This window comes from Oscillatoria sp. HE19RPO, from assembly GCF_024220515.1.
Lineage (GTDB): Bacteria > Cyanobacteriota > Cyanobacteriia > Cyanobacteriales > Laspinemataceae > Laspinema.
Map to the genome: position 1 here is coordinate 1 of NZ_JAMXOT010000171.1, position 14,028 is coordinate 14,028.

The 14,028-nt window shown below is 48.6% G+C and carries 7 protein-coding genes; 2 read left to right on the forward strand and 5 right to left on the reverse strand.

From position 1 onward, the window contains the following. Positions 1-248: 248 nt before the first annotated feature. Positions 249-4,574 (reverse strand): CHAT domain-containing protein, encoded by a 4,326-nt coding sequence (locus tag NG833_RS16310; RefSeq protein ID WP_254566343.1) that lies wholly within the window; start codon positions 4,572-4,574, stop codon positions 249-251. 1,454 nt (positions 4,575-6,028) lie between these two features. On the opposite strand from NG833_RS16310, the gene NG833_RS16315 reads away from it, so the two are divergent. Next, a complete protein-coding gene (locus tag NG833_RS16315; protein WP_254566344.1) occupies positions 6,029-8,116 on the forward strand; it encodes a cation:proton antiporter in 2,088 nt (695 codons plus the stop codon). Between the two features lie 43 nt (positions 8,117-8,159). Here NG833_RS16315 and mtnA read toward each other — a convergent pair whose 3' ends face one another. The 3 genes from mtnA to dxs form a co-directional block, all read right to left on the reverse strand. Continuing rightward, a complete protein-coding gene (gene mtnA / locus NG833_RS16320; RefSeq protein ID WP_254566345.1) occupies positions 8,160-9,218 on the reverse strand; it encodes an S-methyl-5-thioribose-1-phosphate isomerase in 1,059 nt (352 codons plus the stop codon). Between the two features lie 32 nt (positions 9,219-9,250). Further along, positions 9,251-10,492 carry an NAD(P)/FAD-dependent oxidoreductase gene (locus tag NG833_RS16325; protein WP_254566346.1) on the reverse strand — a complete coding sequence of 414 codons (1,242 nt, stop codon included), beginning with the start codon at positions 10,490-10,492 and terminating at the stop codon, positions 9,251-9,253. 134 nt (positions 10,493-10,626) lie between these two features. Further along, complete coding sequence (gene dxs, locus NG833_RS16330; protein ID WP_254566370.1) at positions 10,627-12,531, reverse strand: 1-deoxy-D-xylulose-5-phosphate synthase; 1,905 nt, start codon at positions 12,529-12,531, stop codon at positions 10,627-10,629. 633 nt (positions 12,532-13,164) lie between these two features. On the opposite strand from dxs, the gene NG833_RS16335 reads away from it, so the two are divergent. Then, on the forward strand, positions 13,165-13,560 hold the full coding sequence (locus tag NG833_RS16335; protein ID WP_254566347.1) for a VOC family protein: 396 nt from the start codon (positions 13,165-13,167) through the stop codon (positions 13,558-13,560). A 17-nt stretch (positions 13,561-13,577) separates the two neighbouring features. Here NG833_RS16335 and NG833_RS16340 read toward each other — a convergent pair whose 3' ends face one another. Further along, complete coding sequence (locus tag NG833_RS16340) at positions 13,578-13,874, reverse strand: hypothetical protein (RefSeq protein ID WP_254566348.1); 297 nt, start codon at positions 13,872-13,874, stop codon at positions 13,578-13,580. Positions 13,875-14,028 lie beyond the last annotated feature (154 nt).

Consider the following 14,028-nt stretch of genomic DNA (forward strand, 5'->3'; position numbering starts at 1 on the left):
TCCAACAAATAAATCATCCTTGCTTTGATGCGATCGCACCTAACAAGGCTCTTTTAGCCCGCGCAGGCGGGCTTTGTCCGTGTAGCTCCAGGCTTGAGCCTGCGGGTTTTTTGAAGGTTTTATTTTTTGGAGTTCCCTTATTAGGCTAGTGCCTGGTCTAATAAAGGGAGGATTCGCCTTTGGAATCGAAACAATGTAAAGGCCAAATAACATCCTGTATCGTCCTGGACTTCAGCGAATTTTTCCGTTTACCAAGGACTACCAATCATGACAAAAGCCGCCCAATAATAGGGATGATCGAGATTTTGATTCTCTAAATGTTTGAGTTCCGAAGGCAGAGAAATTTTCCGAGAGGGATTGTTGGCAATCCACTCACCATTTTCAATCCGCCACTCTCCGCGAATCATCGCCATTTGAGCGCGGCGTAACGCTTCGGCTTTAATGTAAGGTCGAGTTGATGAAGCGGTGCCATCTTCATTAGTCCATCCCGAGCTAAATTGATTGTAAAATTCATTCATTAAGGCCACCGTTCCTTCATCGCTAATGTACCAGATACTGGCTAAAGCAGATTTAACCCCGGCCTGAACGGCTAACCCAGCAAACCCCAACTCCGCATTGCGATCGCCGATCGCCGTCCGACAAGCGGATAACACTAATAATTCAACCGGGGGTTCATTCCATTTCAGTTGGCGCAGTTCAGAAAGCGGGAGGGTCGTATCCCATAACTGAATAAAAGAATTACTGGGAGACCCGGGTCTAAAATCTGCATGAGTTGCCAAATGAATCATCTGGAAAGCTTCTTTTTGACGCTGTGCTTGGAGATTCTTTAAGGTCAATTTTTCATTGAGAAAAGATTGACCGGGCCACTCCGTAAGAATGCTGGCAATTTCCACAGGGACCGCCGGTAATGGATACAGTTCAGAAAATTCTGAAACTCCCATTGCCAAGAGTTGAGCATTGTTCAACGGGTTATAATTCATTTCCGTTAAATTCACACTGGGAATTAGGCCAATGGTGTATTGTTCAACGAGAAATTGCTCCCCATCGTATAAGGCAGAGACAGGAAGCGATCGCAACCCCTCATCCATTGAAAACATCAATGTATCAATTTCCCGGTCTACCAGATCCTCTGATAAGGGTTGAATGAACCATTCATAGAGTTGTTGGGCGGGAACTTGGTAACTTTTGGTCGTTCGAGACCGGGGGTCGGCAATGGCCTTCCGAAAGTCGTTGACCACTTCTATCAGCGTTTCGCGATCTGCCGCTTCAACTTTTTTGTAAATTGGATCACCTTTGCTTGGCACAAGAATCAAATCTAATTCTTGCTCTCTGGCAAAGGTATAAAGAATTGCTGGTTTAGTCCCAGTGGGTTCGGAATCATGGACGATTTTTTCTTGCAGTACGCTAAAAGTTCTGAGATTACGTCTGACATTTTGACCCAGATAAGTACCCAGTTCTTCCGTAAAATACATATCCAAAAGGCTAACCGCTTCCGTAACATTTCCTTGATCTAGCTGTTGTTCGATTTCTACCCGACTGATGGTGCGAATCTCTGGCGCATTTTGTGCTTCAGACCACTGTGACATATTGGAGGTTTCAGCTAAATCTAAGCGTTCATAACCCCTCCCATCAACATCAGGAATCGGTGGCACTAGGGTATTCCCAATCTCGGTTTCCCCGAAATGCGGCGCAACTTCTAATTGCAGCGATCGCAGGTTACGACCGATATCCTCAGATGTGAATTCCCCAGATGGTGTTGCCGGATCAATCGGAGGAGTCGGGACTATGGGTGCGATCGGGTCATTCTCTCCACCGTTATTACCGGGAAGAACTGGGTTGGATATATTGTCTCCAGGCGGATTACTCCCATCCGGTTCCGGTGAAATAACCAACGGTGGAGGCACTGGATTTGGCTGTATAGGAGGCGTGACAATGGGTTCGATTGGCGGATTATCTGACCCTATGGGTGGAGAAGTTGGATCGGGTTGAGTCGGAGTCTCTCCACCCGGTTGAGTCGGAGTCTCATTCCCCGGTTGAGTCGGAGTCTCTCCACCCGGTTGAGTCGGAGTCTCTCCACCCGGTTGAGTCGGAGTCTCTCCACCCGGTTGAGTCGGAGTCTCTCCACCCGGTTGAATCGGAGTTTCTCCACCCGGTTGAGTTGGTGTTTCATTCCCCGGTTGAGTCGGAGTTTCGCCACCCGGTTGAGTTGGTGTTTCATTCCCAGGTTGAGTCGGAGTTTCTCCACCCGGTTGAGTTGGAGTTTCTCCACCCGGTTGAGTTGGAGTTTCTCCACCCGGTTGAGTTGGAGTCTCATTCCCAGGTTGAGTCGGAGTTTCTCCACCCGGTTGAGTCGGAGTTTCTCCACCCGGTTGAGTCGGAGTCTCATTCCCCGGTTGAGTCGGAGTTTCGTTTCCGGGTTCAGAGGGAGTTTCTCCACCGGGTTGAGTTGGTGTTTCGTTTCCGGGTTCAGAGGGAGTTTCGCCACCGGGTTGAGTTGGTGTTTCGTTTCCGGGTTCAGAAGGAGTTTCGCCACCGGGTTCAGAGGGAGTTCCATCGGGACTCTGAGTGACAATCGTAATATTGCCTTGGGTGTAGCGAGATGGGGGAACAGGGACAGAGAAGGAGGGCGAAATCGTGGTAGAACCTGTGGTAATTGCACCAGCAGTCCCATTCACCGTGGCATCTCCGATAATAAATGGGGTGGTCGTGCCTCCGCTGTGTTCGATGCGAATATCTCCACCGCGATCGCCACTTTCTGCCGATGAAATACTGGCATTGACACCGTTCTGATTATTAAACGTATCCAGGACCCGCAGGAAATTGCCGGTGGTGATGTCGATGTCACCCCCTTGAGAATTGAGGGTTCCGGTGGCGGTGATATTGTCGTTAGCGGTGAGGCGAATCTCTCCCCCAGCAGTGGCGATCGCATCAAAAAATAATTCTCCTGCCGAGTTTAAAATCACCGGTCCTCCGGCAGTAGAGACCCTTCCCAGGGTAATATTAGCGGGCGAACTCCGGGGTCTGGTGGTAATAAAGGTGTTACCTAGGGTGGTCGGGATATCCGTGGGGTTAACTAACGACTCAACCCCCGATCGCAAAATTAAGGTTGCCGCATTCAGGAGGAGTTCGGCATCAGGGTCGTTCAGGTTTCCCAAGGTGGTATCGGGACCTGCGATCGTAATATCTTCCGCGACGATCGCCCCACCGGCTTCAATTTTTAAGGATACCCCCGTATAAGACCCAAAAATCACATCTCCACTGGCGCTAATAATTGGGTCATATAAACTCACGAACTGACCCCCACCCCCGACTCCATTCTCAATGGAGAAATTTCCTCCAGCGGAAAAGTTAGAATCCCCGGAAATACTGCCCGGACTGACTAAACTGAGATTTTCCCCCGCTTGAAACGCCGGTTGAATTCCGGTTAAGGCGAGGATATCAATGCCCTGATCCCCGAGAATGGCTAAATTGCCTCCGGCGATCGCCTGAAATCCAGTTTCTCCTTCGCGAACCCGGACCGTATTACCGCTTCGCAGGGTTAGGTCCCCCGTCGTCCGCAGTTGACCCCCCACAATCGTGAGGTTTTCAGGGGCCGAAAGGATGGCATTTGCGCTATTAATTGTCGTTCTGTCCTCGGGGACTGGCGAGGATAAGGGGCGATCGCTCATCACCAGATCCCCTTGTTCCACCGGCAAACCCGAACCCGTCAACATCACCGTTCCCGCCTCCGTGATAGTAACTCCAGTGGCATGACCCACCCCAGTTTGAGTTAGTAATTCTGGTAAAGAAAGGGGATTCACCGATACAGGAAGACTGCCGGAATTCCCCGGGTTCAAATCCTGGGGATTCACCTCAATACTTAGTAAATATCCCTCTTGAGCAATCCGAACCAAACTTTCTCCCGGGACGGCAGCTAGGGTAATGGTTCCTCCGGGGGCGCTGAGGGTTCCGGTATTGATCGCGGTTCCCCCAATTAAGTTTAAATTCTGGTTGGGGTTCACACTTAGGTGAGCCGCATTAATAATATTTCCGACTGCTTGGGTGCTAAAAGAAAAAGCCAGGGGCTGGCCAATCAACTGGCTATAATTATTGAATTCTTCCCCATCAAACCACCCCGAATTGAACTCGACTCTCGTCGCCGTAGTTGCGGTAAAAGCAGCGGGGACATTCAAAGCAGCATCCGGCCCAAAAACCAGGCCAGCAGGATTGATTAAGAATAAATTAGACTGACCTCCGGTGACTTGAATTAAGCCATTAATATAAGACGCATCTACCCCGGTGACTCGTCCGAGAATATTGCGAATTTCCGGATTAGAGAGAAAGTTAGCCGTTTGACCGGCATTTAATCCAAATTGTTCAAACGTATGAAAAAGATTAGCCCCATCGCCGGAGACGGTTCCCCCCTGAATGTGAAACACTTCTCCCTCGGGATTGACCACTGTCCCAGTTCCATCCTCAGCCGGGAGAATGGGTTGGGTTGGCTGAGAAACTGCTGCGATTGGAGCTACAAAAAAGCAAAACATTCCCCAAGTAAGGGATAACAAAAAGCGGGTTTTATAAACCATTATATTCATAATAAATTGGGTATTAATAGAAAATTCTTCATTGGAATAATGGCTGGAAATCCATTGTTGATTCCCAGAGGGGGGACTGGGAATGTTGATTATACAGGAAATTCAAGCATTCGAGTCGAGGTGGACACCCATCAGTTACGATGTGGCGATCGCCCGGGATTCAAAACATTCAAACCTAGACTCCCTCTCAAGGGAAATCTCTACTCCCAGGGACAAAAATTATCAAAGTTTTAGGGCTTCGGTAGAGTAGCGAGAAGAGAAGCGGGGTTTGTGACACCCTCTACTACTCCTGATTAATAAATTAGGGCTATAAACCTGGTAATAATTGTCTCTATTAAATAGGGATTTGGACGGTATAGGGACTATCTCCTCCCCTCACACTCCCCAGTCGCCGTGCGAGATCTCCTCTAAGCTGTTATTCTGGATTGACGAAGGGAATAGATTTCCCGCTTCTTCTTGATTTTGGGTGAAGCGATCGCGGACCAAGTAGCCGGAACCCTGTCCGGCTGAAAGCTGTAGTTTTAGCGGCCTATTATATTCAGCAGCATCGCGATCTCAGTCCCTAGGGTGAATAAAATCGACCCCTTCCCTGGAACAAATCACCCAGTTTGAGGGCGATCGGCTCTTTCGATAAAATTAGGACGACCCTCCCTGGCTCTTAATCGTTTGAGTCCACATTGAACTCTATAAACTTAGCGTTTTCCAGTATAGTCCATGTTTCGGAAAATGACCTCACCTAAACGATGGAGTTTGACCCGGGGAAAATTGTCAGATTTTCGGGTTCTCATGAACCTAAAGGAAGAGGAAGATTTAACCGATTCCCACTAAGACTGTCCCCGGGTAGAGAACACCTCACTAAGGATCCTGCACCCCAAGCCGAACCCTTCACCTCAGCTTGAGGCCCCTCAAGCCAGCCCCCGATATTCTGACTCGCCTTTCGGTTTGAGAATCGCGATTTTTTATGTTCAAACTCATCCAACTTGAACAGGGGATGTCTGTCTCCTTAAATCGACCCCTCTACCCCAGAATGATTAAGTAAATTAACCAGGGTAGAAATACTCCCAATCTGATAGTTAATCAAAGACCTATTGAGAGCATTCTTGAAATGTTTAATGAACGGGATGCACAGTCTAAATCAATATAAATTTGATAACTTTCCAAGGGATGAGCAGAATCTTGCTCCCAGGTAACAAGTAGCAGTGAAAAGCTGGCTCCCCGATCCTTGTGTTGATGTTTAGACTGATTTAATCGGGCCGGGGTGAAAGGGTTGACTGGAGAAAAGCTAATTTTTGGGGGAAATTCATTGATAAATTCGGTGTAAAATTTTAATCAAAACTAAAAAATTCCCCCTTGATTAGACAGAATGGAGGGAATCAAAATTATTTTTTGGACTATGATAAGTTAAATTAAGCCCTTCTACCCCAACTTGATCAGTTGGCTGCGATCGCACGCTTATGGAACAAATCATCAACTTAATTCCCGAAGGTCCAATCGTAGAATTTACCCTTCTACTCTTGGTCATCTTGATCGTCCCTCCGATCTTTGAGAATCTGCGACTACCCGGATTAATCGGGTTGTTAGTCGCCGGAGTGGTTTTAGGTCCTGATGGGGCTAAACTGCTCAATCCCAGTACCGACACCATCAAACTGCTTTCAGACATTGGCAAAATTTACCTGATGTTCGTTGCGGGTTTAGAAATTGATCTCCAACAATTCCGCAAAACTAAAAATCGCTCCATCGGATTTGGTGCAGCCACCTTCTTTGTCCCCTTAATCGTTGGCACAATCGTTGGGCGAAGTTTTGGATTTGATTGGAATCCTTCCATTTTGATTGGTTCCCTCCTCGCCTCTCATACCCTCCTGGGTTATCCCATCGTTAACCGATTGGGAGTCGTCGGAAATGAAGCCGTGACGGTGACCATTGGGGCGACCATCTTTACCGATATTGCAGCCTTATTAGTGTTGGCAATTTGTGTTTCCTTCAATGCCGGAGAATTCACCGCCTTTTCTTTAATCCTCCAGTTAGTATTACTGGGACTGTATGCTGCTGGCGTATTATTTGGAGTTGACTGGGCCGGAAAAGAATATTTTCGCCGCACGGGAGATGAGGAAGGAAATCAGTTTTTATTCGTCCTACTTGCCCTGTTTCTGGCCGCTGTCGGCGCTCAATTGATTAATGTGGATCAAATTGTGGGAGCTTTTCTCGCCGGACTTGCGGTCAATGATGTGGTGGGGAACGGTCCGGTCAAGGAAAAAGTAGAATTTGTAGGCAGTGTTTTATTTATCCCATTCTTCTTTGTGGGGATGGGTTTATTGCTGGATATCAATGGATTTATCGAAACCCTAACCACCTCCCTCGGATTAACCTTGGCGATCGTTTTTGGCTTACTCGGGAGTAAATTTCTCGCCGCCTTTGTTGCCAAACTGTTGTATCGCTATCAGTGGATTGAAACCTTAACCATGTGGTCACTTTCAGTGCCACAAGTTGCCGCAACCTTGGCGGCAGCCCTCGTAGGGGTTCAACAGGGGGTGATCACTCCAGAAGTCTTCAACACCGTGATTGTCTTGATGTTGGTGACGTCAGTGGTTGGACCCTTAATGACGGCAAGATTTGCCAGTAAACTGCCTGTACCCAAGGTCTACCTAGACCCAGATAATATGTCGATCTGGTGGGAAACCCACGAAGTACAGAGGAGGATAAATCCTCCCGTGGCGAAATCGGAGGATTTGTTTACCGTAGTCGTGCCAATTTCTAATCCTCTAACTCAACGATATTTAATTCAAATGGCGGCGCTTTTAGCCCGTCATGAGTCTGGGCAAATTGTCCCCTTATCCGTGGCGATCGCTCATGTGCACATGGATGAACCCCAACTCGATATTGCCCTGAGGGAAAGTCGCCGATCGCTGACTCGCTCGGTCCAAATGTTAGAGGAATTTGAGGTCAAAGCCAAACCCGAACTGCGGATTGATGATGATGTTTCCCATGCCATCAGCCGAACCGCTAGGGAATGGGAATCTAACTTAATCGTGATGGGATGGAGTCCAACGATGGGCTTGCGATCGCGATTATTTGGCAACCTGATTAATGACGTCTTTTGGTCCTCCCACTGTCCAGTTGCCGTCATGCGCCTCATTGATGAACCCGTTAATATTCATCGTCTATTAGTCCCGGTCAAAAATTTATCCCCCCAGACCTTGCGAACCGTCCGATTTGCTCAATTATTTGCCGATGCGAATTCCGGGGAAATTACCTTACTGCACGTTTGTGCACGCCGGACTCCCGTGGAACAAATTCAGCGATTTGAATCCGATTTAGCCCGACTGGTCAAGCGGGATAACTCTTCGATAAAAATTGCCATTACCACCATTCCCGATGATGATGTAGTCAAGGTCATTATGAAGGCAGCGCAAGCGGTGGATCTGGTTATCTTGCGGTCAATTCGTCGTCGGACTGCTGGGGGTTTAGCCATCAGCAATGTCACGACCAAAGTCATTGAAGAGTTGAAATGTTCTCTAATTTTGTTTGGGGAACCCCACTCTTAATATCCGTTTTAACCATTAAAACTTCTCCGGTTTTGGGATTCCCCTAAACCACCTGCTGAGTTTGCAATTGATGCAACTCAGACGGGGCGACTGCTCCATGTTCGGTGATAATAGCCGTAATCAATTCTGCCGGAGTGACATCAAAAGCGGGATTATAAAATTCCACGCCGAGGGGATAAATTCGGGTTGGACCAATTTGATAGAGTTCTTCGGCATCGCGAATTTCGATGGGAATGGCGCTGCCTTCAATTAAGGTAAAATCAATGGTGGATAAGGGGGCGGCGACGAAAAAGGGAATCAGATGGGCTTTAGCAACAATGGCTAAATTATAAGTGCCGATTTTGTTGGCTGTATCTCCATTTGCCGCAATGCGATCGGCACCCACCACTACGGCATCAATTAATCCTTGTTTCATGCAGTGTGCGGCCATATTATCGGCGATCGCCGTGACGGGAATTCCCTCTTGCACACATTCCCAAGTGGTGAGTTTCGCCCCTTGCAGACGCGGACGGGTTTCATCGGCATAGAGACGTTCCAGGCGATCGCCTCTCCAAGCCGATCGCACCACCCCCAATGCCGTGCCATATCCTGCCGTCGCTAACGCCCCCGCATTACAATGGGTGAGAATTCTCAGCTTTTGCGGTGTACTTGGCAGCACCTCCAAACCGCGATCCCCGATCGCCTGACAGGTTTTTAAATCTTCTGCTTGAATCCCCTGGGCCGTTTCTAGCAAGACTTTCTTCAAATAACTCACGGGCCCCAAAGTCTGCCTTGCCACGGTTTGCATTCGGGCGATCGCCCAAAACAAATTCACCGCAGTCGGACGAGTCTGGCGTAACGTTTCCGCCACTGTTTCTAGGTGAGTCAAAAACTCCCCCCGTTCCTCCGTTGGGATGTCCCTCGCCCCCAAATACATTCCATAAGCTGCCGCCACTCCAATTGCCGGAGCACCGCGCACGATCATCGTTTGAATGGCCCTTGCCATATCCTCATAGCGGCGAATTTCTACCACGGCATACTCCGTAGGTAGACGAGTTTGGTCAATGAGCGCTACATGGTCTTCTTTCCACACCACGGGATAAACAGGAGGATTTCCAGACATAATCAATCCGGTGAAAACTAGGTGAATTGGCTCTAACTTATTCTACTAGATCGGCCCAATTTTTGCCGAATTTCTTGCCAAAATCCAGTTAGTTTGCGCCAGAGGATGCGCCGGAACCCTTTCGTAATCTTTTCAAAGCGATAGTAGAATAAAATGTCTATCACCTCCCTGAGCTCCAGGGTTCCTAAATAGGCCAGCCCTTGATCGATCCGGCGATCGCTATAGTCCAGATAAACCTTTTTAGCCACCTGCTCCGAAATATCCCAGGACCGCTTAAACTGCTGGTGGAGGTGGGTTTGATACCCGGCGAAATCCGCTCGGCGACTGGCCAGATACTCCTGGATATACTCGCTGGCAATTTGAGCCGAGGCCATGCCATGCCGAATCCCTTCTCCCCCCAAAAAATTCACCGCTGAAACCGCATCCCCGATCGCGATTAAATTATCTTGGTAGTAAATATCTTGCAGTCCTCTACTGTAATGCAGGTTTGAACCGTGGGTTTCTAAGCGGTGATAGTCATCAATCTTCAGATAGTCTTGAATCAGCAACTCAATCGACTGTTTAATCGGCGGATAGTTGTCCTGGAGAATTTGATGTTGACCCTCATAACGAGCTGCCCCTACTTTGAGAATATTGCGTTCCATCGGAAAAATCCAGGAATACCCTTGCGGCATCCAGTGATGACCCAGGAAAAAAGTTAGAGACTCCGCACAAGATTGGTAAGTGGAATCATCGACTTGAATTAAATATTCGATGCCGGTCCCGGTAAAAAAATCAGGGCGCTGTTGGCGGCGAGGATAGATGAGCGATCGCGCCGCACCTGTGGCATCGACTAACACCCGCGTCCGAACTGCGATCGGCTCTTTTCCCTGGGGTTTGAGCATCACCACCGTTTCGTCCTCCTGGGAATCATGACTCAGGTATCGATGACCCAACCACACCTCACCCCCCTGTTTCGTCACTTCCCCGGCCAAAAATTCCCGCAGTTTAGCAAAATTCAACACCGCACCTAAAGTGCTGGAAGACTGCCACTGTTTCCGAACCTGGGTACTGACAATCACAAGCTGATTCCAAAAACTTCCGACCACGGGTGCGGGTAAGTCAAATTGAGTCAAGGTTTCAAGGGGAGTAGCGGAACTCGAAAAATTATTCGCCTCAAAGGTTTGATGTTGTTCCACCAGTAAAACAGAGATGCCAGCACCCGCTAATTGCCTTGCACAATGCCCTCCAGCGGGGCCAGCACCCACAATAATTACATCAAAACTTTTCATCATCTCACTGAATTTAGTCCTGAAACAGCACCCTGAGCATTCAGACAAAGAGAACGCAGAGAAAACAAGGTTTCTCTGCGTTCTCTATTCCTGAGTTCTAGGGATAATTTTAAAGGGAAAATTGCTCAGGTTGTGAATTAGTGAGCAACAGAGACTGGCGATTTAAACGTTTGTAAAACGCGATCGGCCATTTGAGAAGGAGTTAAACCCAACTCAGCGAAAGATTGGTCCGGGGTGGCATGATCTACCAACTGATCCGGCACACCTAGACGCAACATGGAGACTGGGATATTCTGATCCATGCAGGCTTCCGCCACTGCCGAACCAAAACCACCCATCAGGCAACCTTCTTCCATCGTCACCACTTTACCAATGCGTTGAGCCAGGGGCAAAATTAACTCGGTATCCAAGGGTTTGACAAATCGAGCATTCACCACCGTTGCCTCAATCCCATGTTCGTTGAGAATTTCCGCCGTTTGTAAGGCAGGATACACCATTGAACCATAGCCGAGGATTAACAAATCATCACCACTGCGGAGGATTTCCCCTTTGCCGATTTCCAGGGGTTCCCAACCTTCTTCCATCAGGGGGACACCGTAACCATTGCCTCGGGGATAGCGCATGGCGATCGCCCCATCGGTGTAGTCAATTCCCGTCACCAACATCCGTTGCAGTTCCGCTTCATCCTTCGGTGCCATCAGCACCAAATTGGGAACACAACGCAGATAGGCGATATCATATACCCCTTGGTGAGTCGGCCCATCTGCCCCCACAATTCCTGCCCGATCTAGACAGAAAAACACGGGTAATTTTTGAATGCAGATATCGTGAATGATTTGGTCATAAGCCCGTTGCAGGAAGGTCGAATAAATCGCGCAAACCGGGCGAACTCCTTCACAAGCTAAACCCGCTGCCAGAGTCGCGGCGTGTTGTTCAGCAATCCCCACATCAATGTATTGATCCGGCAGTTTGGCTTGGAGTTTATCTAACCCCGTTCCCGTGGCCATTGCGGCAGTAATGCCGACAATTTTCGGGTTTTCTTCCGCCAGTTTAATCAGAGTTTCGGCAAAAACTTTGGAATAGCTGGGGGGTTTGGGTTTATTGGAGGGAATGGCTTTTCCTGTGGCCAGATTAAAGGGATTTTGGGCATGGTAACCCACTTGGTCTTTTTCGGCGATCGCATAGCCTTTACCCTTCACCGTAGCCACATGAACCAACACCGGACCGGGCATTTGATGCGCTTGATTGAAGGTGGCGATCAACTCTTCCAAATTATGACCATCGATGGGTCCAATATAGGTAAAGCCCAACTCCTCAAAGACTGCCCCCACTTTGGGAACTGCCAAGCGCTTCATCCCTTCCTTGATGCGTTGCATTTCTGGGGTGAAGGTTTCCCCGACAAAGGGGAGATGTTTGAACTGTTCCTCTAAATTGTCTTTGAGGAACTGAACCGGGGGACTCAGGCGCATTTTATTCAGATAACGAGGAATCGCCCCCACATTGGGAGAAATGGACATTTCGTTATCATTGAGGACCACCATCAAATTGGTGTGAGGCAAATGACCGGCATGGTTAATCGCTTCCAATGCCATGCCGCCCGTGAGTGCACCATCGCCAATCACCGAGACGACTTTGAATTTTTCCCCTTTCATATCCCGGGCTAAGGCCATGCCTAATCCCGCCGAAATGCTCGTGGAGGCGTGACCTGCGCCAAAATGGTCAAATTTGCTTTCGCTGCGTTTGAGGTATCCCGCAACGCCATTTTTTTGGCGCAGGGTGTGGAAATTGTTGTACCGTCCGGTAATCAGTTTATGGGGGTAGGCTTGGTGACCGACATCCCAGATGACTTTATCGCGATCGAGGTCGAGGGTTTGGTAGAGGGCCAGGGTGAGTTCGACCACCCCCAAACCAGGGCCGAGATGACCGCCCGAGGCGGCGATGGTTTCCAGATGCTTTTCCCGAATTTGTCGAGCAATTTGCTCAAGTTGATGGATGGATAAACCGTGCAACTGGTTTGGGTGAGACAGTTCACTCAGATGCATCATATTTTTTATTGAATTCTGCGATCGTGCTTACAAAGGAAGTTACACAGGGTCAACTGGGGAGTTGAGGGTGGGTGTGCCGTCCCCCTCACCAGTGACGACCTATGGCCTATGCCCCATCGCGGCTTGGACTGCAAGGGGGATGAGCTTCAATAACTGCTGCTTAACGGATGAATAAGTCCCACTTAATTTACCATGAGAGGATGGGATTGGGATATTCCCCTTTTACTCTAGTCCAGGTACGGCCCTTCGGACCAACTGGTTTTGAGAAATTCATTCCGGACGGGTTCGGGATTGGGGTGAAAAACCAGGCCCCATACCCTCAAAGGTGGCGCTATCCGGACCGGGAGTGGCAGAGGTGGGGGTATTATTTCAGCGATCGCATCTATAGCGGTTCCCACAGAGCAATTGTAGGGTGGGCATTGCCCACCAAATCTAGGTGGGCAATGCCCACCCTACCATTTTTAATGCTTTTATCAACCGGATTTAGTATTAGGCAGATGTTGAGAATCCACCCTAAATGTAGAGGCGATTCGCGAATCGCCTCTACATTTAGAAAGCCCGCCTGGGCGGGCATCAAGAGTACAGTAGATTTTTAATCACTGAATTGGGTATAACCAGGAGTCGGCTGTTTTGGGAATCAACGTTGACTATCAAGCCGCCTTTGTGACGTTGGCGGCTGCTAATTTTGAAGAAATTGTGGAATTTTATGGACAGCTATTGGCGATCGCCCCCAATCCCTATCGTCCAGAGGTCTATGCTGAGTTTTCTGCGTCCGGGTTGAAATTAGGGATTTTTAAGCCAAAAGCCAGTCATGAGGCGGAGTTTTTGCCCCAGGGTTCGGGCAACTTGAGTTTATGTTTTGAAGTGACCCATTTGGAGGAGGCGATCGCCCATCTGAGTCACTTAGGATATCCCCCTCCCGGAGAAATTATCACCGCCTCTCACGGACGGGAAATTTACGCCTACGACCCATTAGGCAATCGCTTGATTTTTCATCAATCGGTTCAGCATTTCCCCACAAATTAGACCTCAGCCGGAGAACATTATAAATAACCCAATAAATCAGCAAAACTAAAGAAGCTGACCACTAATAACAAAATTGCGGTTAATTGTGGGAGTCTAAAGGTGGGATAAGGGGCGATCGCACCCCGAACTAAACAGGAACAGGACGACCCAACCGCATAACTCAGACTCAGGACCAAATAAGGCCAGTCCAGAGTCACTCCCCAAAATCCCAGTAAAACAATGGCTGCCGACAGCATCACCAGTTCGATAAACAGGGGAGGATTCTGCTGAATATAATTAATCAGGGTATCCCCCCAAAATTGCATACGTCGCATTTAGATTAAAAATTTAAGACAGTGTTTTTATCTTAATCTAAGATTAATCTAAGATTCACCCAGCGATCGGCCCTCTGGGGATAGAGGATATCAGCCCAATGTCTATTCCTTCTGGAATAGCCAACCCTTAGGGACTGATTTTGGAGAGGAAACG